This window comes from Acinetobacter sp. MB5, from assembly GCF_003261585.1.
In the GTDB taxonomy this organism is placed as follows: Bacteria; Pseudomonadota; Gammaproteobacteria; order Pseudomonadales; family Moraxellaceae; genus Acinetobacter.
Window position 1 is genome coordinate 98,204 of record NZ_POVU01000003.1, and the last position, 25,962, is coordinate 124,165.

General features: G+C 41.5%; 18 protein-coding genes. 4 read left to right on the forward strand and 14 right to left on the reverse strand.

Annotated features, from left to right (window positions below; translation table 11 throughout):
• Nucleotides 1–1,191 carry an aromatic ring-hydroxylating oxygenase subunit alpha gene (locus C1A47_RS05595; protein ID WP_111893259.1) on the reverse strand — a complete coding sequence of 397 codons (1,191 nt, stop codon included), beginning with the start codon at nucleotides 1,189–1,191 and terminating at the stop codon, nucleotides 1–3.
• A gap of 328 nt (nucleotides 1,192–1,519) precedes the next feature.
• Between C1A47_RS05595 and C1A47_RS05600 the strand changes: the two genes are divergently transcribed.
• Nucleotides 1,520–3,247 carry a BCCT family transporter gene (locus C1A47_RS05600; RefSeq protein ID WP_111893261.1) on the forward strand — a complete coding sequence of 576 codons (1,728 nt, stop codon included), beginning with the start codon at nucleotides 1,520–1,522 and terminating at the stop codon, nucleotides 3,245–3,247.
• Between the two features lie 88 nt (nucleotides 3,248–3,335).
• Here the strand turns inward: C1A47_RS05600 and C1A47_RS05605 are convergent, their stop codons facing one another.
• Nucleotides 3,336–4,280: a LysR substrate-binding domain-containing protein gene (locus C1A47_RS05605; protein ID WP_111893263.1), complete on the reverse strand. Its 945-nt coding sequence runs from the start codon at nucleotides 4,278–4,280 to the stop codon at nucleotides 3,336–3,338.
• 674 nt (nucleotides 4,281–4,954) lie between these two features.
• Between C1A47_RS05605 and dusA the strand changes: the two genes are divergently transcribed.
• Nucleotides 4,955–5,974 carry a tRNA dihydrouridine(20/20a) synthase DusA gene (gene dusA / locus C1A47_RS05610; RefSeq protein WP_111893265.1) on the forward strand — a complete coding sequence of 340 codons (1,020 nt, stop codon included), beginning with the start codon at nucleotides 4,955–4,957 and terminating at the stop codon, nucleotides 5,972–5,974.
• Nucleotides 5,975–6,067: 93 nt separating this feature from the next.
• On the opposite strand, the gene C1A47_RS05615 is transcribed toward dusA, so the two are convergent.
• The 12 genes from C1A47_RS05615 to C1A47_RS05675 all read right to left on the reverse strand — a co-directional run bounded on the left by C1A47_RS05615 (nucleotide 6,068) and on the right by C1A47_RS05675 (nucleotide 23,366).
• Nucleotides 6,068–6,889 carry a DUF1295 domain-containing protein gene (locus C1A47_RS05615; protein WP_111893267.1) on the reverse strand — a complete coding sequence of 274 codons (822 nt, stop codon included), beginning with the start codon at nucleotides 6,887–6,889 and terminating at the stop codon, nucleotides 6,068–6,070.
• Between the two features lie 118 nt (nucleotides 6,890–7,007).
• Nucleotides 7,008–7,622 (reverse strand): LysE family translocator, encoded by a 615-nt coding sequence (locus C1A47_RS05620; RefSeq protein WP_111893269.1) that lies wholly within the window; start codon nucleotides 7,620–7,622, stop codon nucleotides 7,008–7,010.
• 182 nt (nucleotides 7,623–7,804) lie between these two features.
• Nucleotides 7,805–8,575: a ThiF family adenylyltransferase gene (locus C1A47_RS05630; RefSeq protein WP_111893273.1), complete on the reverse strand. Its 771-nt coding sequence runs from the start codon at nucleotides 8,573–8,575 to the stop codon at nucleotides 7,805–7,807.
• A gap of 198 nt (nucleotides 8,576–8,773) precedes the next feature.
• Nucleotides 8,774–11,527, reverse strand: a complete 2,754-nt coding sequence (gene acnA, locus C1A47_RS05635) for an aconitate hydratase AcnA (RefSeq protein ID WP_111893275.1) — start codon at nucleotides 11,525–11,527, stop codon at nucleotides 8,774–8,776.
• 91 nt (nucleotides 11,528–11,618) lie between these two features.
• Nucleotides 11,619–12,446 (reverse strand): TatD family hydrolase, encoded by an 828-nt coding sequence (locus C1A47_RS05640; RefSeq protein WP_111893277.1) that lies wholly within the window; start codon nucleotides 12,444–12,446, stop codon nucleotides 11,619–11,621.
• A gap of 1 nt (nucleotide 12,447) precedes the next feature.
• A complete protein-coding gene (locus C1A47_RS05645) occupies nucleotides 12,448–13,377 on the reverse strand; it encodes an RsiV family protein (RefSeq protein ID WP_111893279.1) in 930 nt (309 codons plus the stop codon).
• Between the two features lie 72 nt (nucleotides 13,378–13,449).
• Entirely contained in the window at nucleotides 13,450–14,271 is an 822-nt protein-coding gene (locus tag C1A47_RS05650) for a hypothetical protein (RefSeq protein ID WP_413772951.1), read from the reverse strand.
• 60 nt (nucleotides 14,272–14,331) lie between these two features.
• Entirely contained in the window at nucleotides 14,332–15,921 is a 1,590-nt protein-coding gene (locus tag C1A47_RS05655) for a peptide chain release factor 3 (RefSeq protein WP_111893281.1), read from the reverse strand.
• A 295-nt stretch (nucleotides 15,922–16,216) separates the two neighbouring features.
• Entirely contained in the window at nucleotides 16,217–17,293 is a 1,077-nt protein-coding gene (locus tag C1A47_RS05660) for an ArsO family NAD(P)H-dependent flavin-containing monooxygenase (protein ID WP_111893599.1), read from the reverse strand.
• Between the two features lie 112 nt (nucleotides 17,294–17,405).
• A complete protein-coding gene (arsH, locus tag C1A47_RS05665) occupies nucleotides 17,406–18,110 on the reverse strand; it encodes an arsenical resistance protein ArsH (RefSeq protein ID WP_111893283.1) in 705 nt (234 codons plus the stop codon).
• 455 nt (nucleotides 18,111–18,565) lie between these two features.
• The gene (locus tag C1A47_RS05670; protein WP_111893285.1) at nucleotides 18,566–20,626 is read right to left on the reverse strand and encodes a putative bifunctional diguanylate cyclase/phosphodiesterase; all 2,061 of its coding nucleotides are present in this window, start codon (nucleotides 20,624–20,626) and stop codon (nucleotides 18,566–18,568) included.
• A gap of 544 nt (nucleotides 20,627–21,170) precedes the next feature.
• Nucleotides 21,171–23,366 (reverse strand): carboxy terminal-processing peptidase, encoded by a 2,196-nt coding sequence (locus C1A47_RS05675; protein ID WP_111893287.1) that lies wholly within the window; start codon nucleotides 23,364–23,366, stop codon nucleotides 21,171–21,173.
• Nucleotides 23,367–23,562: 196 nt separating this feature from the next.
• Here C1A47_RS05675 and nagZ point away from each other — a divergent pair, with 196 nt between their 5' ends.
• Together nagZ and C1A47_RS05685 are read left to right on the forward strand one after the other, a co-directional pair.
• Complete coding sequence (gene nagZ / locus C1A47_RS05680; protein ID WP_111893289.1) at nucleotides 23,563–24,591, forward strand: beta-N-acetylhexosaminidase; 1,029 nt, start codon at nucleotides 23,563–23,565, stop codon at nucleotides 24,589–24,591.
• A gap of 90 nt (nucleotides 24,592–24,681) precedes the next feature.
• Nucleotides 24,682–25,947 carry a glutamate-5-semialdehyde dehydrogenase gene (locus tag C1A47_RS05685; RefSeq protein ID WP_111893291.1) on the forward strand — a complete coding sequence of 422 codons (1,266 nt, stop codon included), beginning with the start codon at nucleotides 24,682–24,684 and terminating at the stop codon, nucleotides 25,945–25,947.
• Nucleotides 25,948–25,962: the final 15 nt, after the last annotated feature.

Sequence of the window (25,962 nt, forward strand, 5' to 3'; positions counted from 1 at the left end):
TTATGCCTCCAACGCCTTTTTAGCTTGAGTCGCTAACCATTTCTGGAAGAAGTGTGTTGGTAAGTCCATTTCTGGTGAGAAAACACCACCACCAAAGCCTGGGGAATGACGTCCTTTTTGCATCGTTTCAACTGCAAATACATCTTCACTAAACACGACTTTCCACGACTCTAAAGTTGCTTTTCGGCATTCGTCGTATTTAGGGTCTAATGATTCATCACCCACATAATACAAACGAAGATTTTCAATCGTTTTTTCAGGTGCAACTGGGTCTAACATAATCGCAAAGGCATGGTCAGCCTGAATACCAATGAGTGCATTTGGGAAAATAGACAGATATTCTGCTTGGCGTAATTTATCTTCTGGCCAGCTTGGAAAAACAGGTAAATGCGTCCCAGCTGTTGATGATAAATTGTATTTATAACTACCCTGACCTGAGAAGCGATCTTCAATCATAATGTTGTAGTGATCTTCAAGCTTTGAATAGGTATTTAAGGCAGGGTGTACCCATGGTAAATGGTAAGCTTCACAATAGTTTTCAACAGCAAGTTTCCAGTTACTTTCTACAGGTAATTGGAAAGTCGAACCAATTTTGCTGGTACGAATTAAATCTAAACCATTTTCACCTAAGAATTCTTTCCAACGTTCTGTAACAGGCGCAATGTGATCTTCAAATGCAGGCGCATCCCCAGAAATATTAATAAACACCATGTCCATCCAAATTGCGGAACGAAGTGCTTTTAAGCCATGTTTTTCACATTTAAAACGTTCATCTTTATGCTGACCAATACCACCAACATGAGGTGTACCTTTTAAGTTACCATTGATGTCGTAACTCCAAGAATGGTACTGGCAACGAATCACGCCTTCAATCGTGCCTTCGTCTTGTACTAAAATCATTCCACGGTGGCTACACACATTATGAAACACTTGTAAGACGCCTTCACGATTACGCATCATTACTAGCGGCATACCCATAAAATTTACAGGTTTTACATAGTTATTTTTAGGCAAGTCAGAAGAAAAACCGATACAAACCCAAGTTTTACTTAAAATATCGTCTCGTTCAAAATTAAAATATTCACTACTGGTATATGCTAAATTTGGCATACCATTTGATTCAGTAATTGAATTTAAAACGTTATCGACTTGCTGAACCGTAATTAATTGCTGGCTAACTCGACTATTCATCTGATGATCTCCATATATTTAAAACAAACGCAGAACTCCCTGCGCTGAGTGATTTACATACTCTGCTATCTCTTCTGCGATTGTGTTAAATATCGATACACCCGACAAACGACTTTTTAGCTAGGTATGCATGAGTTTTTGTCATCTATTTTTCTTTATAGCTCTTCATTCATACGCAATTGCAATATCTAAAAAATGATGCATGACTAAAACTCACCCATGGATGAGAATAAATCGGTTGAGCAATCTTTATGCTCATCACTACTCTTTTGTGATGAGCATAAATCAGTTAACAGGCTGTTAACTGCTACGTATCCAAGGAGGAGCTATGCGCAATACAACACAAGTCTTAAAAGGACTTAACCCCACCGTCTCAGTAGGATCAAAACTACTACTATTTGTTTTTATTGCTTTTTGTATTTTTAGAGAACAACAGGCAGGCGAATATTTCCAGTTTATTTCGACCAGTTTGCTAAATAATGCAAAATGGTTTCTTCTCCTACTGGCAACATTGTTATTGGTTTTTTTAGTTTATTTATGTATGAGTCGCTATGGACATATTCGACTAGGAAAAGATGATGAAAAGCCTGAATACAGCAATATTGCTTGGATCTCCATGCTGTTTTCCTGTGGAATGGGTGTTGGGCTATTATTTTGGTCAGTAGCAGAACCCATTACCCACTATGCTAGCAATCCTTTTACTCAAGGTTTCACCGATGAAGCCGCAAGTATGGCAATGCAAATTACATTTTTCCATTGGGGGCTACACCCTTGGGGACTATTTTGTATGGCAGCCGTTGCTCTTGGTTATTTCTGCTATCGTAAAGACTTACCTTTTGCCATGCGTTCAATTTTATATCCACTGATTGGCAACCGAATTTATGGTCCGATTGGAAATATCGTTGATATTTTAACAATTGTGATCACTGCATTTGGTGTTTCTCAATCATTGAGTATGGGAATTTTGGAGCTTAACACAGGGCTTAATCATACTTTTGGCATTAATATTGATGTAAAAATTCAGCTCGCTATGGTCATAGTTTTATGTACTTTGGCGACCATTTCCCTCATGTCAGCAATTAGTAAAGGCTTTAAAGTAATTGCTGAAGGCAATATGATCATCTCTTACTTTCTAGTTTTTGTCGTGATTGTATTAGGTGCAACTCGTTATATCTTCAATTCTTTCTTTGAAGGGGTTGGTGACTATCTACAACATATCGTGGGCATGAGCTTATGGAGTGATGCTCAAAAAGATTCAGGTTGGCAAAACTGGTGGACTGCATATTATTGGCCATGGTGGATGACGTGGGCACCATTTGTCGGTATGTTTATCGCCCGTATTTCTAGAGGCCGGACAATTCGTGAGCTCATTTGCTGCACCTTATTTGCTCCGACTTTACTAACGTTCATCTGGATTGCAGCATTTGGTGGTGCTTCACTTAAGATCGAAAAAGAAGCTCGAGCGAATGCAGCACACGAACTAGTGATCAATCAACAACATGTCAGCAATACTAGCAGTAATGCCAAAGCTGATATTGCAAAGCATGAGCCACATAAAATGTCGATTGCTGAGGCAACCAAAGCAGACCCGACTCGTGCTGTTTTTGTCTTCTTTGACCACATTAGTTCTAGCTCAACAACTAAAATTTTCCTTAGTTCCCTTCTATGTTTATTGTTGGCAATTCACATTATTACCTTAGTCAACTCTGGAACCCTAGTGCTATGTTTTCTTGATGCGAATGGAACAACAGATCCGTCTATTAGTATCCGTCTGATCTGGGGAATTATTATTCCATTAATCGGAGGTGGCTTAATCATCGCTGGTGGGCTTAAAGCCATTCAAACAGCCACCATTATTGCAGGTTTTCCAATTGCAATATTACTGGGAATCATGGCCGTTTCTTTATTCAAAAGCTTACGTCAAGAACCACAAGCATGGGCAATGATGCCTGAGCATGTTCGACCAGACTTCTGTAAAGCCGAAAGCGATAAGCCTGTAGATAAAAATAGCTCTCTTCAGACAATTTCAAAAGATCATCTCGCCATAAAAGAATAAGAAAGACAAATAGGGATCTTTTCAGATCCCTATTTTTTTATTTTCATCCATTTAGATTTCGTTTAACTTCTCAGAAAAAAATAGACTATTAACTTTCGACACCCACTGCATCACTTAAACCAGTTGGTCCTATATCATTTGAAACCTGTTCCAAAAGCCAGCTGCGAAAACGCTTTACGCTTGAGGAAATTACACCCCGATCTATTGGTTCTAACATACAGAAATTTGCCTGAGTCTTAAGTACAGTATCTATTGGACGAACCAAAGCCCCTGTTTCTAGATAATCGTTTAATAATGAACTCCAAGCTAATGCGATACCCTGACCATTTATTGCCGCCTGAAGCAATAATGGATAATTATTGATATTCACTTTGTTCCTAGGCTTAATGAGAGGATATCCGACTGATTCAAACCATTTTGGCCATGTCATCCAGTCTTGCTGAGATTCATCCAAATACAATAAAGTCTTGCCAAAAATTTCCTGAGGATCTTGAGAGCCATTTAATTGTTTAAGGTAGTTTGGGCTGCATACAGGAAAAACCTCCTCAGAAAATAGAGGAGTAACCTTCATTCCGCTGGGGGGGGTTTTACAGTAAAATAAGGCAATATCACAATCCATTTTATCCAAGTCTAGGATATTTTCTGTAGTTAAAATCCTTAAATCAATACCTTCTGTTTGCTGAAAATCGGCTATCTTCGGCAATAACCAAAGTGCAGCCATTGCGCTGGTTGTTGCTACAGTGACCTGATGTTCACCCTGCCATTTTTTAATTTCAGCTGTTGCCTGTGATACATCCAATAATGCACCATAAATCGCTTGATAATACTGTAATCCTGTAGAAGTTAAAAAAATATGGCGATTGGCTCTTACAAAGAGCTCTTTACCTAAATATTCTTCTAATTGGCGAATCTGGCGACTAATCGCTCCTTGCGTAACATTTAACTCATTTGCAGCTTGTGTAAAACTGAGGTGGCGTGCAGCTGCCTCAAATACGATCAGGCTATTCATTGGTGGCAATGGCTTGATTCTCATGGACACTCCTAATTTGTCCGTTCCTATACTTGATTCTACTAAAATCCAGCATCATCTTTCAGATAATGCAGTAAAACCATTTTCATTCACTTAATGCAATCCCTACAAATAGTTAGAACATCAACGTTTGCCTATGTTTTATCTGCAAACAAAATCTCATAATTGAAAAATAATATAAAGTGAGAAAAAGTATTCTTTGCATGAGTTTTTCTCATAAATCATACAATAAGCATGCTTTTAAAATTCATATAGACTGGGAACTCTAGGATATAGGTACTTAAAGTACGTCAACTTTTACACACTCAATGCAATCACAGATTGTGATTTATCTCATTAAAATTACTCAGTACATTCTGTTTATTTAATCTCAACTGTTTCCCAATCATTCTTATGTTCGATCAATACTATTTTCAGATTTAAGTAAAGTTTATATATCCCATTCTCAGCAAACTCATGAAATCACAATTGATTTAGAGTTATTTACAATCATTTATATCTAAGAATAAGTTAGTATAAATAATTCAAACTTATCTCAGAAAAAAAAGATATTCTCAATCAGGATTTGATCTGCAACATGAGTCAAATTAATTTTTATGCTAATATAGCGCGCTCTTTTTTAGAGCCTGACACACTGTGCAAGTGCTCAACCCATCAAGGTCTTTGGAGTTATTTAAATGACTGATATTTCAAAAAATTCAAGCAACTTAATAACTCCCCGCATCAGTGTCGCCCCGATGATGGATTGGACAACCAAAGACTACCGCTATTTTGCACGTCTGTTTAACCCAAATGTTGTGCTCTACACTGAGATGGTGACCACGGGCGCAATCATTCATGGCGATGCGCCACGTCATTTGAATTTCAACCAGCAAGAACACCCGATTGTGCTGCAACTGGGTGGTTCAGATCCTAAAGATCTAGCAACCTGTAGCAAAATGGCGCAAGACTGGGGGTATGACGAAGTCAATCTGAATGTCGGCTGCCCAAGTGACCGAGTACAGAACAATAAAATCGGGGCATGTCTGATGGCAGAGCCTGAATTAGTCGCTGAATGCATTGCATCTATGCAAAATGCTGTGCAAATTCCTGTGCATGTCAAACACCGTATCGGGATTGACGACATGCAGTCTTATGAAGAAATGCTGAACTTTGTCGATACCGTGGCAAAAACGGGCTGTACCCATTTTGTGGTGCACGCGCGTATTGCACTCCTCAAAGGCTTATCGCCTAAAGAAAACCGTGAAGTTCCACCTTTACGCTACGAAGATGTATATCGTTTAAAACAAGACCGCCCACATCTATTTATTGAAATCAATGGCGGCATCAAAACGGCTGCTGAAACCAAACAGCATTTGCAACATGTCGATGGTGTAATGATTGGTCGCGAAGCCTATCACAACCCTTATCTGTTAGCAGAGTTAGGCGAACTGTGGAATCTGGAGATGCCTGACCGTTTTGAAATTATGCAACAGATGTTGCCGTATATTGAGCAGCGCATGGCTGAAGGTGCGCCATTGTCCATCATTACTCGCCATATCTTAGGTTTATTCCAAAATTTACCAGGCGCACGTAAATGGCGTCAGGCACTCAGTGGTGGCAATGCCAAAACCTTTGCCGATGTTGAACAAGCCATTGATAATATTCAAGCAGCAATGAAACGTACTGAAGACTATTTACGAGAAGCACAACTTTAAGATTTAAAAGTGATTTAATTAGTCCAATCGACCTCTTTCAAAAGGCAATACATGCCCATGAAAGAGGTTCTTGATCTTGCCAATCAACAGACCTTAACCCAAATAAATTTTTAAACGCTTTAACGAATACAGCGGAATAAACGGAATCAGAATCGGGACTTGCTGTACATACGATTGAAATTCCAAATTTTCAGCATAGCGTTGTTCCTGTTTAAACTCCAAACGGCGTGCTGAACCCAGCATAATCAACTCGATACACAACCAGCCAATCAGTGCCAAAAGCAGCGTTGCAACGCCCGACATGACTTGCAGTGCACAAATCAGATTGCCTGTCCAAAACAGCATTTCCCCAAAATAATTGGGACAACGACTGAAACGATACAGCCCTTGCTGCATAAACTGGTCAGGATTGAATGCCTTAAACGCCGTTTTTTGATAATCCGCTAGCATCTCAATCACCACACCCAGTGCCATAAGGGTTACACCCAAATACTGACTGACTTGCGTCGGCTGATGTGCATGTAACACCCATGCCGCAGGTGCTGCCATCGCTACATATAGGGTAGCAACGGTCAGCCAAATTACGACCTTCAAGAAGCCTTGTAAATGCTGACTTCGCTGTTTGGATGCCTGTAATTCTTTGGCATAACTCGGTTTACTTTCGCGAGAAATCAGGTAACTCGCCAGTCGAATCCCATAAAAAGTCAATAAACTCAATTGAATCACACTGAGTACGGTCAGATGATCCCACCAAATCATTTCAAATAAAATCGCCAAGCCCGTAATCGACAGCCCATAGCCAATACTGATAAACCAGTCTGAACGAATAAATCCCAATGCTGAAATGACAAGGCTTAGCGCCAGCGCCCAGCCCATCTGCATTGCAGGAAAATCATGAAAAAATTGTGCGGACATCGTCCCTTTCCTTGTTCAATTTTAGGCTGAGTATGCATGTGCATTATCGAGCTAAAATTGAGAAGGATTTTAATTTTTGTAACTTTTCAACCAATTACATCATCAAGCTGTATATGCACTAAATCGAAATGCCTGCTGTGGCAATCCCGTAGATTGCAATGCTGATCAGCAACACACCACAGGTTGCCAAAATTTTGTGGTAAATCGAACTTTTAGAAAGTAGGTTAAATACATGATAAACAATAGATAATGTCAGAAAATCCAGAATAATCCACGTCACAATCAGAATCAGCAGGCTGATATTAATATTGTCATGCACATGAATAAATTGCGGAAAGAAGGATGAAAAAAAGATGATGTCCTTCGGATTAGACAAACCCACCATCAAGCCTTTTTTAAAGCCGCCATCGGCTGGTTTGAGTTGTTGCATGGCAGCATCATGACCTGTATAGAGGTCTCTTAAAATTTCATAACCCAAATAGGCAATATATGCACAGCCCGCGATTTTAATGCTTAAAAAAATCCACGGTTCGATGCTGAGCAAACCTTTTAAAATCAGAACCGATAAGGCAATCAAAATCAGTGATGCAAAGTTTGTCCCGAAAATGGTTCTGAGTGCCGCAGCATAACCGCCTTTTAGACCCGCACTTGCCACCAGTAACATCACTGGGCCAGGAATGGCGATCATCACAATGACCGTTGTGGCATATAAAATCAGTTCAAGAAAATGCATCGAAGTTTTCCTATATTTTTAAAGTGGCTTGGTTTTAGGCTTCTTGAATCAATAATTTTGAAGCTCGATATTTTCGATTTTTTAAAGCAGGCTCTAGATGGAAAGAATAGAGCAAAAGATCATCTTGTTTTATATAGCACTGCATACACCGCCGACAACGATGTATGCAAAAAATGTGAAAATTAAACTGATTTTTTACGCAAAGCTTCGAGTTTTTTCAACACTTCAGCCACAGCAATCATGGCAAAACTGGATGTGACCACCACTGCCGAACCATAACCGCCACAACGTAGACCTGCACTTGGGCAAACGTCAGCACTAGAAAACGGATTATCAATCGAGTACACACAGGTAATGCCAAATTTTTCTTTCGGCTTTTTACAAATGCCTTTGCTGCGTAACTGCGCACGCAATTTTGCCAGCATCGGATCTTGTTCAGTTTTGGACAAATCAGCCACACGAATTTTCAGCGGATCGAGTTTGCCACCTGCACCACCAGACACAATCAACGGAATCTTGTTAAAACGGCAGTGCAACATCAAGGCAAGTTTGGCTTTGACATCATCAATACAGTCCAGAATCACATCAGGCGCATCAACCAAGAATTCTTTAACATTTTCAGGGCTGAGATAATCATCAATCACCTTAACCTGCATACGTGGATTGATCTGACGGCAACGCTCCGCCATGACCGCAACTTTGTCATGCCCAAGTGTCGAGCTCATGGCAGGTAACTGGCGATTGATATTCGATGCGGCAACCACATCCATATCGACAAGGGTTAATCGTCCAATACCTGTGCGTGCCAAGGCTTCAACTGCCCAACTGCCGACACCACCTATCCCGATCACCATGACATGGCTTTGTTCAAACTGATTGAAATTCGGCTCACCATAAATTTTGGCAACACCTGCAAAACGGCGGTCATATTCATCATGAGCAAGATCGGTCATAGCACTAACATTTTAGGAATTGAAAGACAGGGCAGCTATTTTACTGCTTTTTTCTAGGGAGAGGGAATGAAAAAAGCGCCGAGTCTCACTCAGCGCTTTTTTCTAGAACATCAACTAACTTCTTTCATTAATCCCCTTTTTCTCTCCTTATTCGAGAAATATGAAGCGGCTGAAAATCATAATGAAAGACGTCCAGCATTAGGACGCAATCAGATGACGCAGTACATAATGCAAGATGCCGCCCGCTTTAAAGTATTCAACCTCATTTAAAGTATCAATTCGGCATAACACTTCAAACTGATCATGCGAACCATCGGGACGTTTCACATGCACCTGCAAGGTTTGATGCGGCTGCAAGGTATCGGACAGTCCTGAAATGGACAGAATCTCTTGCCCTGTCAGATTCAGACTTTGACGGGTTTGCCCATCTACAAACTGTAATGGCAACACCCCCATTCCCACCAAGTTTGAACGGTGAATCCGCTCAAAACTTTCCGCAATCACTGCTTTCACACCAAGCAGATTGGTGCCTTTGGCTGCCCAGTCGCGTGATGAACCTGTGCCATACTCTTTCCCTGCCACAATTACCAAAGGTGTATGTGCTTCCTGATAACGCATGGCTGCATCATAAATCGCAAGTTTCTCGCCTGTTGGAATGTAAATGGTATTACCGCCCTCTTCTCCACCCAGCATTTCATTTTTAATGCGGATATTGGCAAATGTGCCGCGCATCATGACTTCATGGTTACCACGGCGTGAGCCATAAGAGTTAAAGTCTTTTGGTTCGACGCCATTTTCCTGTAAATAACGTCCCGCAGGGCTGTCCTTTTTGATATTTCCCGCAGGTGAAATATGGTCGGTGGTGACTGAATCACCCAGTACTGCCAAAATTCGGGCATCGACAATATTGTCAATCGGAACAGGTGGCTGATCAATCCCTGCAAAAAATGGTGGATGCTGAATATAAGTCGAGGTGTCATCCCACGCATAAGTTTGACTTTCAGGAATCTGAATTGCTTTCCAGCTGGCATCTCCCTCAAACACTTGCGCATATTCTCGATGGAACATGGCAGTATTCACTTGCTGTAATGCAGTTTTAATTTCCTCTGTCGTTGGCCAAATATCTTTGAGATAAATCGGTTTCCCCTGATGGTTGATTGCCAATGGTTCAGTGGTTAAGTCAATACGAATGGTACCTGCCAAACCGAAAGCAATGACCAGTGGTGGTGAAGCTAACCAGTTGGTTTTCACCAGTGGATGCACCCGCCCTTCAAAGTTCCGATTCCCCGAAAGCACCGATGCCACATTCAAGTCATGACATTGAACTGCCTCTTCAATCACTTCAGGCAATGGCCCTGAGTTGCCAATACAGGTGGTACAACCATAGCCCACCAATTGATAACCTAACTGATTCAAATAGGGTGTTAGCCCTGCCGCTTCAAGATAATCGGTCACTACTTTAGAGCCTGGTGCCAAAGAGCTTTTCACCCATGGTTTACGCTGCAAGCCTTGCTCAATGGCTTTTTTCGCAAGCAAGCCTGCTGCCAGCATGACACTCGGGTTGGATGTATTGGTACATGAGGTAATTGCTGAAATCACCACATCACCATGTTTGAGTTCAAAGTGTTCACCATTTAAAGTACAACTTGGTGCTTCGTTTTGCACTGCGGCAGTTTGTGCTGCAACGGCTGTACCGCCACCCTCATTCTCTAGTTGTTCTTTGTCCTGTTTAGCAGGTTTCATGCTGAGTTCGAGCACTTCATCGAAAGTTTTCGACACATCCGAAAGCAGTACCCGATCTTGTGGGCGTTTTGGCCCTGCCAGACTGGCTTCAACACTGGACATATCCAAACTCAAGCTATCGGTAAACTCAGGTTCATCTCCCGCATAACGCCATAAGCCTTGTGCCTGACTGTAGGCTTCAACCAAAGCGATCCGTTCTGGCTTACGTCCTGTCAAACGCAAATATTCCAAGGTCACTTCATCTATCGGGAAGAAACCACAGGTTGCGCCATATTCAGGCGCCATATTGGCAATGGTGGCACGATCTGCCAGTGGCAAGTCTGCCAAGCCATCACCATAAAATTCGACAAATTTTCCGACCACGCCTTTTTTACGCAGCATTTGAGTGATGGTTAAAACCAAATCGGTGGCGGTAATGCCTTCACGCAGTTTACCCGTCAGTTTAAAACCGATCACTTCAGGAATCAGCATGGAAATCGGCTGTCCAAGCATGGCAGCTTCGGCTTCAATCCCGCCCACACCCCAACCGAGGACACCTAAACCATTAATCATGGTGGTATGTGAGTCAGTACCGACCAAGGTGTCAGGAAAGGCAAAGGTTTTACCTTCATCGTCTGCTGTCCAGACGGCTTGTGCCAGATATTCCAGATTGACCTGATGGCAAATCCCTGTGCCAGGCGGCACCACGCTAAAGTTGTTAAATGCTGACTGCCCCCAGCGCAAGAACTGATAGCGTTCGGCATTACGTTGCATTTCAATTTCGACATTTTCCTGAAACGCATGACTACTGGCAAAATGATCAACCATCACCGAGTGGTCAATCACCAAGTCGACAGGCGATAGCGGATTAATCTTTTCAGGGTCTTTACCTGCTTTGGCCACCGCTGCGCGCATAGCTGCCAAGTCGACCACGGCAGGCACACCTGTGAAATCCTGCATCAAAACCCGTGCAGGGCGATACTGGATTTCCTGCTCACTGGTTTTTTGTTTGAGCCAGTCGACAATGGCATGAATATGCGCGGCTGTGACCGTTTGGTTATCTTCAAAGCGCAGTAGATTTTCCAGCAGCACCTTCAGGGATTTTGGCAGTTTGCTTAAATCACCGAGATGTTCAGCGGCTTTGGCTAAACTAAAATATTGGTAACTGCATTCATCGACTTTTAGCGTTTGTAACGCGTGAAAACTATTGATGTGACTATACTTAGCCATACGGGTAACCTCCGATTCGGCATTTTATTTTTTGCTGTCCTTTTCTTTATTTACTGTATGCCGATTTAAGTGTGGAAGTGTTCTATTTTGGTTAGAGCATGTTGGTCTTTGCAAGTGGCAAAACGTCCAGTGTATTTTGCCAAAGCTGTTCAGCGAGTGAGTCACTTTTCATATTTAGACACGCAGCCAGTCCATCAAGCACATAAGGTAAATTGGCAGGCGTATTGCGTGTGCGTTGTTCAGTGGATGTCTGGCAACACAGTGGCGTCATATCTGGGCAATCTGTCTCTAAAACCAGATGCTCCGCCCCAACCGCTTGCACCACCTGAATGAGTTTTTTCGCATTCGGATTGGTGATCTGCCCTGTAATTCCCAATTTAAAACCAAGTTGAATAAAAGCTTTGGCTTCTTCGATTCCACCACTAAACGCATGGGCAATGCCGCCGCGCTGAAAGTGTTGTTTTTTGAGGAGTGCCAATACCTCGGCATGGCTTTTGCGGATATGTAATAACACAGGCAAATCAAACTGCTGTGCCAATTCTAACTGTGCCGTGAAATAATTTTTTTGCTGTTGTAAAACCTCAGGCTGTTTATGCTGCTTGAGGAAGGTATCTAAACCAATTTCCCCCACAGCAAGGCATTGTTGTTGCTTGAGCAAGCTTTCCAGCACCAGTAAATCTTCAGGTTGATGCTGTTCGATATAAAACGGATGCAAGCCTGGAGCTAAATAACTGTGTGGAGCCGTACGAAAGCCCTGTAATTGTTGATGTGTTCTGAGCAAATCATCAAAACGAGAAGCCACAAAACCAATTAATACCAGCGCATCGACCCCAAACTGTTTGGCAGCACAGGCCAACTGCTCACGATCATGATCGAACTCAGGCACATCAAAATGCGTGTGCGTATCGAACAGCCGCATTTTAAGCTGTGCCTTTAACTACACTGGCTGTAGTTGCAGCAACCGTATCGGGCTTTGGTAAATACTCTGATTTTACGATGCCTTTGAGTTTTTCGTAGGGAATGGTAAAGGTTGGCATACCGACCACATAGGGCCCAATTTCATATTCAGCATATTGCAGCACCAAACCTTGCGCACTGAAATAAAAATTACTGGTCAATTTAAACGGCCAAGCATCTTCATATTCCTGTACATTATTTGCCAGTTTTTGCTCGATCACCCAATCTTGAAACTGCTGATGAAGCTGTTTTAACAACTGATCTTTTTGATTGGGCAACAACACATCACCCAGTTTAAGCTGCTGTTTCTGTTTCAGATCAAACACCAAATACTGCTGTGCCTCGGTGCCATGTGCACCACCTAAAAAGCTGTCCGAATTCAGCTGCACGGTCACAATGTTATCTTGTTTACGCAAAATCTTGGGCTGCACATGAAAGGTAATTTGCGGATTGGCATTCATGCTTTTCAGCTGCTGATCCAGAATCAGGAATGCTTTGGCATACTGCTGCACTTGATGATTTAAATCACTTGGCTCAGGTTCAGAGGCAAAGACCTCAGAAGCCGCTGGATTAATTGCTGCAAGATCAAGGTTATTGCGTAAAGCAGCCAAAATTGCAGCATCCACCTGCGTATCAATAAAATCATAATTGGTATTTAAACGCTGTACCTGAAACTCAGGACAGTTATTCCCCTCACAAGCAGGCAACTGCACAGGAATATTTTCTAAATTGGCTGTAAATTCATAAGGGTTTTGAATGGCTTTCGCTTGAGTCATCTGTGCAGCAGAGACCGTCTTCTCTGTATCATCATTTTGTTTTTGACAGGCGCTCAACAATAGACTCACACTGAGCACCGACATAGAGAATGTCATTGAAAGATTCTTACGCAACATGAATGCCGCCTTTTATTGTCATGTTTGTCTTTAAAATAACGTGATTTTTCGCATCACCGTGTACTGTTTTTTTTAAAACATGGTGTGAAATACATCGGGTTGAAGCATTTGTTCAGTCTGCTGCTTATTCAGGAAAATTTCCAGTTGTTTAGCATCTTTCACAATCTCATTGGCGCGATAATGCAGGCCAATGCCTTCTCCGTCAAAAAACCAGTCCGCCTGTCCCCAATACAGCTTTTTCGGAGCCGTTTGCTGCACATTATGGCTTTGCTGTTTCAACCATTGCTGATAGGTATCTTGCACAATTTGATCAAAAGCCACGCGATATTTTGGCTGAATCACATCTAAAATGCTCAGCTCTTTTTGCAATTTGCGATCGGCAACAAAGAAATATTGACGTTCTTTGACTTCGACATCGGCCTGTTTGCTGCTGACCTGTAGTTGAAGCAGCACATATTGGTTACGCTGCGAGGCCACTCGGGTTTGAATGTGCAAACGATACGGCTGATTGGCTGAGAATTCCTGCTGCCAGTCATCTGACTTTTTCACATAGGCATTAATCGCCTGCTGCAAACTTAAGTTCTGTTTTAAATCAATCTGTGCCTGTACCACTCGACTCAAATCTGTCGTAATCCAACGGTTAAGCCATGCATCTTTGGTACTAATGGTTTGAATATAAATATCAATACAGTTTTTCTTTTCGCAAAATGGCAGCGCATATTCGGCAGGTTTTGTTTGAATATTCAGATACGGCAATACATCAGGATTACTGACTTGTGTATTGCTGGCCGTTTGTTCTTGTTGTGATTCCGAAGGCTCTTTATGACATGCGCTCAGTAACAAGATGCTCGACAACATGGTCAAAATTACGGTTTGTTTTTTCATAGCATTGATCCGCCCGTTCATCTTGAAAAAACAGCTTCTCAAGAGAAGCTGTTTTCAATATTACTCAACTTAGTGTTCGCGTGTATTGCGGAACTGAATATCAGGATAACGTTCCTGCATAATCTGCAAATTCACACGACTTGGTGCGAGGTAAGTCAAGTGCCCGCCACCATCAACAGACAGTTGATCGTGTGCTTTCTTCTTAAATTCGTTGAATTTCTTTTCATCATCACAAGAGACCCAACGTACGGTGTTGATGCTCACTGGCTCATAAATACAATCGACTTTGTATTCTTCTTTCAAACGGAATGCAACGACTTCAAACTGAAGCACACCGACTGCACCCACAATCAGGTCATTGCTGTTTTGCGGCATAAAGACCTGTGTTGCACCTTCTTCAGACAACTCTTTGAGACCTTTTTGCAACTGTTTAGATTTCAAAGGATCTTTTAAACGCACACGGCGGAACATCTCAGGGGCAAAGTGCGGAATCCCTGTGAATTGCAGTTTTTCGCCAGAGGTAAAAGTATCACCAATTTGAATGGTGCCGTGGTTATGTAAACCAATGATGTCACCTGGCCATGCTTCTTCCAAGTGCTCACGCTCACCTGCAAGGAATGTCAATGCGTCACTAATACGGATTTCTTTACCAATCCGTACATGGTTCATTTTCAAGCCTTTTTCATATTTGCCTGAACAAATACGCATAAAGGCAATACGGTCACGGTGTTTCGGATCCATGTTGGCCTGAATCTTAAAGACAAAGCCCGTGAAACCTTCTTCAGTCGCTTCAACCTTACGGTCTTGAGTCGGATGTGCTTTTGGCTCTGGCGCATAGTTGCTAAATGCATCAAGCACATGGTCTACACCAAAGTTACCCAGTGCTGTACCAAACAATACAGGCGTTTGACGACCCGCCAAAAACTCTTCACGGTCTAAAGGCTCATTCGCCATTTGTACCAGTTCTAAAGACTCTTCAAATGCCGCCCAAGCCAATTCACCGACTTTTTCACGTAGGTCAGCATGGTCATAACCATCACGAATTTCAATCTCGGTAATGGTTGAGCCGAAACCTGCTTTATACACATAGAATTTTTCTTCAATCAGGTTAAATACACCTGCGAAGTCACGACCTGAACCAAGCGGCCAAGTGATTGGAACACATTTAATTTTGAGGACGTTTTCAATTTCATCCAACAACTCTAAAGGCTCACGAATTTCACGGTCCATTTTATTGACGAAAGAAATAATTGGTGTGTCACGCATACGACAGACTTCCATCAATTTGATGGTTCGGTCTTCGACACCTTTTGCACCGTCAATCACCATGAGTGCAGAGTCGACCGCAGTTAAGGTACGATACGTATCTTCCGAGAAGTCTTCATGCCCTGGGGTATCGAGCAGGTTAATCACATAATTTTTATAAGGGAACTGCATGACCGAAGTGGTAATCGAAATCCCACGTTCTTTTTCCATTTCCATCCAGTCAGAAGTTGCTGCACGGTCAGACTTACGGCTTTTCACCATCCCCGCAACCTGAATCGCTTTACCCCATAACAGCAGTTTTTCTGTCATGGTGGTTTTACCCGCATCGGGGTGGGAAATGATGGCAAAAGTCCTGCGGGCTTTGACCTGATTAATTAATTCATCTTTAAACATTAGAGCAATCTTCAATATGTACAGAGTTTTGTACACAAAAATTCATATGTACAAAAACAGAAAATATAGGGATTCGAAATTGGCGACATTGTAGCAGATTTCAGAATTCCTGTTGATGGATTGTTGATTCAGCTAAGCAATTCATATTTCTAATATTTTAAAAATCAGCCGAATACAGCCACAATCTAAAGCCCTTAAGCACTTCAAATTAAGCACATTTTAAAATGCAGATTTCTGTCATGTGCCTCATTGTTCGAACAATATCGACCAATCATCTAAGACATACCGCTACATTTTAGGCAGCCTGCCAATTCTCCAAATATTGAGCAATTTCATCGGCTGTATTTCTGGCAGTTCTCGACACACCAATCAATGTCGCTGAAGCTGCGCCTGTCCACTCGCCATAACCCACCAACCAGAGATTCGGCTGTTTCAGTGCGCGTGTCCCTTCGACAGCAACCGTATTGTTCTGTTCCAAAATCTGAAGATGATTTAAATGCCCCAGTGATGCCTTGAATCCCGTACACCAAATAATGGCATCCACATCTTCACGCGTGCCATCCGACCAAATCACTGCATTTTGGGTCAATGACTGAAAAGGCGAACGGCTGTGCAGAACACCTCTTGCCCTTGCCTCTTTGACCGAGTCAATCATGACAATATCACCTAGCCCACCCACAGGCTGCTCAATCACTCGACCTTCCTGCTGGGCTTTCAAGCGTTCAGTTGCTCTTAAAAATAGCACTCGACCATCGACATCATCCGATAAAAACTGCGGGGGTGTCTGTGTAATCCAAATAGTTTCCGTCACTTTGGACACTTCAGCCAAAATTTGTGCACCCGAGTTCCCGCCCCCCACAATCAGCACTTTTTTCTGCTGAAAGGGTTCAGCATTTTGATAGTGCGCAGAATGTAACTGAATCCCCTGAAACACATCTCGCCCTTCATATTCAGGAATATTGGGCTGACTCCATGTGCCTGTTGCACTCACCACCGCTTTTGCTCGCCAACAACGCTCACCAGAAAAAACATCTAGATATTGGCCTTGAGCTTCAATACGATCAACATGTACTGGACGAATAATCGGAAACTGATAGCGCTGTTCATAAGCAGTTAAATAACAGATCACTTCATTGCGTGTCGGATAAGTCTGAGCCGTAGGAGGCATTAACCATCCAGACAAAGAACTCCATGTATTTGGAGAAAACAGTCGTAATGATTCCCAAGCATGCTGCCAAGCACCACCTGCCTGATTTTGATCGTCTAAAATAACAAATGAAATCTTTTTGCGATTTAAGAAATAGGCCGTCGAAAGTGCCGCTTGTCCACCACCAATAATCACCACATCAATATCAGTTCTGACTTGAGTCAACACCTTTCCCCTATTTATGCTCTTTACGACAAAATCCAAAATTTCAAAATGAATAACATCAACCCCAAATTATTCATCTTTACAGCAGTACTGACAGTCCACTTCAGTGTATTTATAAACTACGTTGATTGACACGTTGTGACAGCTGCTCTGCCGATTCTTTACGCTCTGAATAACGATTCGTAAAGTACTGGGTTTGACCGCGTGTCAGTAAAGTAAATTTAAATAACTCTTCCATCACATCAACAATACGATCATAAAATGCTGATGGCTTCATGCGTCCATCTTCTTCAAATTCTAGAAATGCTTTTGGAATTGAAGACTGATTGGGAATGGTGATCATCCGCATCCAACGCCCTAACATCCGCATTTGATTGACACTATTAAACGACTGCGAACCGCCACTCACCTGCATAAGCGCGAGCGTTTTACCTTGGGTTGCCCGAATGGCCCCATTCGCCAGTGGAATCCAGTCAATTTGTGCCTTAAAAATGGAACTCATTGCACCATGACGTTCTGGCGAACACCACACCATGCCTTCTGACCAAGCCAACAATTCATGTAATTCTTTAACTTTAGGATGTTCAGCATCGGCATCTTCAGGTAAAGGCAACCCTTTAGGATGGAAGATTTTGACCTCAGCGCCAAAATGCTCAAGGATGCGACCCGCCTCAAGCACAGCCAAACGACTATATGAACGTTCACGATTTGAACCATACAGCAATAAAATACGCGGTGGATGATTCAGTTCTTTCGCTTGAATTTTTTCAAACGTTGGCTGTTCAAGGAGATCCATATCCACATTCGGGAGAGTCATAACAAAACCTTTTCAAAATATTCTTGCGTTTCTACAGTGATGTACAGATAAATGCCTTTAATCTTTTAAATCATCAACAATTGAAAAGATCACTCACAAACAAACTCATACTTGCTTTAACAAAAACAATGAAAAGCAAATAATCAAGATGACAGGCTTGGCTAAAATATTTTGGACACACTTTGCAGACCCGCAGATTATACTGAAAAATGATCAATACTCAGCCACGATACTGAAGATTTTTTTAAAAGATATTGGGTATTTAACTTAAATTTAAAAAATGTTTTGAATCATCAAAAATTTATATGCTGTTTTCTTTTTAATTAATTAACAATAACTTGAATTATGTTCTGCGTTTTTAGCTTTTTAAACCAAATTTTTATTGCTAGATTTATAACAATGAAACCCGTCCTCAAAAAGACTTTATTTTATCCAAAATAAAGTCCTGATTTGAATTAGCTGGTATACATTGAAAACTTATGTTCTAAAACTTCTTTAGGAAATGGCTTACCCAATAAAAATCCTTGAAATTGCTGGCAGCCAAGGCGATTTAAAATTTCGAGCTGTTCTTCCGTTTCAATACCTTCCGCAGTAATTGTCAGCCCCAAGTTTCGAGTCAACTGAATCAAACTGGCTAAAATTAATTCATCTTTTGAACCACGGTGCAAATCTTTAATAAATGCACGATCGATCTTGAGTTCATTCACAGGTAAGTCTTTTAAGTACAAGAAACTCGAATGCCCTGTACCAAAATCATCGATGGAAAGTTTAATGCCCAAATTACGAATTTTCTGGAAAATCTCAATACTTGAATCAATATGATGCATTGCCGTGCTTTCAGTAATTTCAATAATTAAATGATCTGTATTGATCTGATATTTCTCAAGATAATCCTGAAGAGTTTGTATCAGCAATTTATGTTCAACCTGTACAGCAGACAAGTTAATTGAAATTGGATAAAAACCTTTTTCCTGCTGTTCCCAAATCTGAATCTGTTTGCAAGCTTGTTCCATCACCCAATACCCCAACGGAATAATCAACCCTGTTTTTTCTGCTAAAGGAATAAACATGTTCGGGCCAAGTAACCCCAGTTTAGGATGCTGCCAACGAATCAGGGCTTCAACTCCGCAGATTTTGCGGAATTTGGTAAATTTAGGCTGATAAAATAAAACAAACTGATCTTCTTCAATGGCTTTAAACAGGTCATTGATCAGCTTTGCTTGATGGCGTTCTTCATACTGATCAATGTTATAGCTAAATACGCTATAGGTATTACGCCCCTGTTCTTTTGAAGATAGCATCGCGATATCTGCATGCATTAACAGCTCTTGCAAGGTTTCACCATGTTCCGGATACATTGCTATCCCAATGCTCGCAGTAATGTTAATATTTCGTCCTGCGATTGTAAAACCATGTTGAATCGTATCAAGAATTTTTTGTGCCCATTCTTCTGCTTCAGCCGCAGAAGAGTGTTCTGCAATGAGTAGAAACTCATCTCCACTAATGCGTAATAAAGTTTGACGTTCTGTGAGTTGCTCACTGATGCGATTCGCAAATTGGACCAATAACTGATCGCCAACATGATGCCCAAATGCATCATTGATTGCCTTGAATCGGTCTAAATCAATATAAACCACCCCAATTTGCTGACGATGCAAACGGTGCTCTGCCAAGACCATTTTGACATAATCATTTAAATACAGACGGTTCGGAAGCTGCGTCAAAGAGTCATGCATGGTTAAATGCGTGAGCTCTTTATTGGCTTCGGATAACTCCCGATTTCGCTCTTTCAGGCGAAATTCCAATAATGCCACAAACAATGTTGCAAGCAGAATCAGACAAGTAACGATTACGATACCTAGTATCACAGCATGACCAAATGTTGTAGTTTGAAGTAAACGGCTATTTTTTTCATTAAAATGTACCGCCAATATGCTCACATAGTGAGTTGCAACAATACTAAATGTCATCATAAAAGCGACAGATATTTTTAAGATAAAAGCATTCTTTTGCTCATTTTTAAATCGAAAAGCCAACCATAAAGTCATTCCAGCACTGAAAGTCGCAAAGAGGATTGTGATAACGACAAGTAGTAGATGATATTGGATTGTTTTTTGAGGAAAGGCTAACGCCAACATGCCCAAATAATGCATAAAAAATGCACCAATTCCAATACTTGCAGCACACAGAACAAAAGGATAACGCGCTAACTTTGGCTGAGTCAGCAACCACATTGCACCGATCATTGGCATAAACATAACGACATATGATAGGAACATCAGCCCTTTTTGTACGGCAAACTCATTTGGCATGATCATGATCCATATGCCAAAGAAGTGCATAAACCACAGTACAAATGCCAAAATTGCACTGGTGATAAAAATGACAGCTTTCCCATATTTTTGATACAGGAATTTAAACAACAATACATCCAGCGTGATTGAGACATAACTAATCAGTATTGTCACAATGATAAACCCGATGACCAAACTGGCGTCATAATCTAGTTCTGTCATTTCATGTATCCAAATTTGTTTTGTCTTTTATCTGTTTTATCCAAAACAGTATGCATAAAAAACCAGACAACAAGTACTATCAGATCTTAATCAAATTATTTTAAAGTCAATTTCATAGTTATTTCAAAGATGAATAACTCTTTTATATTAATATGTTTTTGTTAAAAAACATACAAGTTACTTTACTTATTCATCAATTAAAAATTTGAAATTTATATTTTTATTTTTAAAAACTCACCGATATAACATTGTTAAAATTATTTTCCAACCAGATCAGAACCATACCATCTCGACTAAAAATTAATTTCATATTAACAGTTTATAAAATCACTATATAAATATCTTTGATTAAATTTCTTATATATTTGATATTACTTTTGATTTTTACAAATCAGTTAAATCAATATTTTTAAAGAAAACTTAACGATGGATATGCATTTTAAATGTACCTTTAAGCATTTTGATTATTTTAAAATTCATGATGAATGCATATAAAAAAGCCCGATCATTGATCAGGCTTTTTTAAATAGCGTTCTTCTATCAATTAATTTGCCGCTTTACGCTGTAACTTTGCATAATCCAACAATACATTCGCAGCTTCGGTGACAAAAGCCTCTTCTTCAGGTAGTGGAGGACGTACATTCGCTTTCATTTTGGCACGACTTTCACTTAAAGCATCTAAGGATGCTTGATAGCCACTCCAGTTAGCATATGGTGCTAAACCTGTTTCTTTACGACGTAGATTTTCAGCATCCAAAGTCTGCTTTTCCAAGGCATCCAGTTCAGCCTTACGCTGATCTAAATCCAGCACCAAACGCTTTTCATCATCCGTTTTCTTCGCTAAAACACGGCGCGTTTCCAGATAGGTGAATTGTGGATCATGTTCTACACGCTGCGCTGACAACTCTTCTAAAGTAGGCAAATACGGTTTGACGACACCTTCACGTTTAAATGGTGCTGTTGGAATCGTATCCCATTTCAACGCATTTTTTGCCTTACGCTCACCAAACTCATCATTCCAGATATCGACCAATTTAATATCAGGAATTACGCCTTTATTTTGAGTGCTACCTCCAGTAATTCGATAGAACTTACGCTGAGTCAATGTCGCCTGACCATAAGCTAACGAATCAAGTTGAACTTGAGCAGTTCCTTTACCTGTGGTCGTACTTCCAATAATAATACCGCGACCATAATCCTGAATCGCCGCAGAGTAAATCTCACTCGCTGATGCTGAAGCCAAATTCACCAAGACAGCCAAAGGTCCTGCATAAGTTTGCTGACCACCATCATTGTCTTCAAAGACATTTACATTGCCGTTACTGTCACGAATTTGCACCACTGGACCCGATTTAATCACCTGACCAATCATGCGTGACACTTCTTCTAGCGAACCACCTGGGTTGTTACGCAAGTCGATAATGATTCCTTCAACTTTCTGCGCAGAAAGTGCTTTTAAAGCATCGTTGGTGTCTTTAGAAACTGAGCGATAGTCTGCACCTTCACGGCGAGCACGGTAGTTCAAATAGAATGATGGAATTTCAATAACACCAAAAGTATGCTGTTTACCATCTCGGTTAATTTTGACCACACGTGACTGTACGCCCTGATCATCTTCTTTAATGACATCACGAACCAAAGTTATCGTACGTGCTTGGCTCATCGGTGCACCTGCACCTAATAATTTCAGGGTAACTTTAGTGCCGCGCTTACCACGAATTAAGCCAACAATTTCCTGACTCGACCAACCAATCACATCGACAATTTTCTTTTCGCCATCTTGAGAAACCCCAATAATACGATCACCTGGTTTAATCAAACCAGATTTGCTCGCAGGGCCACCATCAACAATCGTTTCGATTTTAGTGTAGTCTTCATTACCACGTTCTGGACGAATCGAAACCCCAATTCCCTCTAACTGCAAGGTCGTTTGGCGATTGAGTTCCATGGCATCTACAGGTGGGAAATAGTTACTGTGCGGGTCGTAAGTCAAGGTCATTGAGTTCAGGATCTTGTCGAGAACATCATCACTTTTAATACGGCCAACGCGCTCAAGCTGACGCGTATAACGTTTAGTTAAGGTTTGCTCTGGTGTTAAATCTTCTGAACTTAAATCTTCACCTTGAGCCAATGCTGGATCAGCTTTAATTACTTTTTGTTTAGCAAGGTCTTCCTGCTTACTTATTGTCAGGTTAATCAACTGTGAAACCAGCATTTTATGCCAGTAATCGTGTTGTTCTTTAGAAGATTTGAAATACGGTGCTTTTTCACGATCCGTATCAATATAGGAATTTTTCTGCTCTAGATTCTGAGGCTTTTTCAACTCAGTCAGCATATAGCCATAAAATTCTTTCAAATGCTGGCGATACTGTGCATGAATTGTATAAGGTGCTGTTAAATCACCTGCTTTTAATGCAGCGCCTAAACCTGCCCCATATTTTTGTTTATATGCTGCAACTTCAGAAGCCAAGAAAATCGTATGATCTGGATCTAAACTATCAAGATACATATCTAAAATGCGGTTCGATGTATTGGCATCTAAACGCATATTTAAATAATGTTGGCGATCTACCAAGGTCGCAAGTTGCCGCGTTACCAATTTTTGAGCTTGGGTCGGTTGTACCGACTGTATTGTAGACTCGGTATTGGTTGTAGCGGCTCTTGCCTCATCAACCACATGAGTAAAGAATAGACCACCCGTTGCCAGTGCAACTGCGCAAGCGATTGTTTGAAGTTTCATAATATTAATCGTACTTCCTTGGATTTCACCAAAAATTACATAGCAATCGTATTAAATTAGACTTGAATATTCAGGATCTTAAACAAAGTCTTTGTACCATGTCGTGTAGTTTTATCATATTCTGTGCTGACAAAATGTAGCAAATCATTGCAAAATTCAACCTGTATTTGAAATTCACCCAGTAACGGAAGCTCTTATGATTGGCGCGCTGATGCTTGACATCGCAGGAACCACCCTGACCGAAGAAGATATTGAATTACTCAAAAACCCTCAAACAGGTGGCTTAATTCTGTTTGGACGTAATATTGAATCCCCTCAACAAGTTCGCGCACTTACCGATCATATTCGCCATATTCGTCCTGAAATCCTGATTGCAGTCGATCAGGAAGGCGGTCGGGTACAGCGTTTAAAACAAGGCTTTACCCTACTTCCTGCTATGGGTCGATTTGGTGAACTTTACCAAGAACAACCTGATAAAGCTGTTGAACTGGCACAACAATGCGGCTGGCTCATGGCTTCTGAGGTTTTGGCGGTTGGTATCGACTTTAGTTTTGCGCCTGTCCTTGATTTAAATGACATTAGCGATGTGATTGGTGATCGGGCATTTTCTAAAAAGATCGAAAACATCACACCACTCGCACGTGCTTTCATGCAAGGTATGCGTCGTGCAGGTATGGCAAGTACAGGCAAACATTTTCCAGGTCACGGCTCTGTCAAAGCCGATTCACATGTTGCTGCTGCAATCGACCCACGCAGTTATGATGAAATCTACGCACAAGACATGCAAACGTTTATTCAGCTTATGCCTGATTTAAATGCACTGATGCCTGCTCATGTGATCTATCCTGAAGTTGATGTTCACCCTGCGGGCTTTTCTCAGCACTGGATTCAGAATGTATTACGTCAGCAACTACAATTTGACGGCGTGCTTTTCTCGGATGATTTAAGCATGCAAGCAGCCTGCGTTGCAGGCGGTGCAGATGCCCGTATTCAAGCAGCATTACATGCGGGCTGTGATATGGGACTCGTCTGCAATGACCGTACCTCAGCGGCAGTTGCACTCGAAAGCATTCAAGACTTTGCCTTACCAAATCAGCAACGTCTGGAACGTATGCGCGGTCAAATTCCAACGCTTCAAATTAATGAACAATTGTTCCTTGGTGAAAAGTGGCAACACGTGAAGCAACGCATTGAAGACTTTAAAAACAATACGCTTCGCGTCTAAATTTCGTCAAAACGCCTGCACCATCAGGCGTTTTATTTTTTAAACAACACTGTTACTATCAGTGATGATTTTTTAAGTGATCTTAATATTATGCAACAGTCTATTGCGGAGTACATGCAGACCGTCGGTCAACAAGCTCGCCAAGCCTCGCAAACCTTAGCCAGCGCTTCGACGAAAATTAAAAACCAAGCACTTATGGCGATTCATGATGCTTTGGTACAACAACAAGCTGAAGTTTTGGCCGCCAACCAGATTGATATGGAAAATGGCCGTGCCAATCAACTTGATAGCGCCCTGCTTGACCGTCTAGAACTGAACCCCGCACGCTTTGCAGCAATGTTACAAGGTCTAAAAGATGTCGCTCAACTGACTGACCCGATTGGTGAAATTACCGATTTAGCTTACCGCCCATCTGGCATTCAGATTGGTAAGATGCGTGTGCCTTTAGGCGTGGTCGGCATGATTTATGAATCACGCCCGAACGTGACGCTTGAAGCTGCTTCTTTAGCACTTAAATCAGGTAATGCCATTATCTTACGTGGTGGTTCTGAAGCACTGCAATCAAACAAAGCGATTGCTCTAGCCATTCAACTAGGGTTACAACAATCAGGTCTACCTGAAGCAGCTGTACAAGTGGTTGAAACTTCAGATCGCGAAGCAGTAGGTCACCTGATTACCATGACCGAATTTGTCGATGTGATTGTGCCACGTGGCGGTAAAGGACTGATTGAACGGATTAGCCGTGAAGCACGGATTCCTGTCATTAAACATTTAGATGGTAACTGCCATGTTTATGTCGATTCACAGGCTGATCTCGACAAAGCCCTTGCGATTGCCTTCAATGCCAAAACGCACCGTTATGGCGTGTGTAATGCCATGGAGAGCCTGTTGGTTCATCAAGACGTTGCAGAACAGTTCTTGCCTGCTATTGCTGCCAAATATGCTGAAAAGCAAGTTGAACTGCGTGGCTGTGAACACACCCAGAAAATTTTAGGTCAGCAAGTGATTGCTGCAACCGAAGAAGACTGGTACACCGAGTATCTTGCGCCAGTACTTGCGATTAAAGTGATGGACAGCATGGATAACGCAATCGCACATATCAACAAATATGGTTCACACCATACCGATGCCATTGTCACTGAAAACTATACCTTAGCGCGTCAGTTCCTTGCACGTGTCGATTCAAGTTCGGTGATCATCAACGCTTCAACACGTTTTGCTGATGGTTTTGAATATGGTTTAGGTGCAGAAATCGGCATCTCAACCGATAAAATCCATACTCGTGGCCCTGTTGGCTTAGAAGGACTGACTTCACAGAAGTGGATTGTATTGGGTGATGGTCAAATCCGCCAATAAGCCTTCAAAAACAGT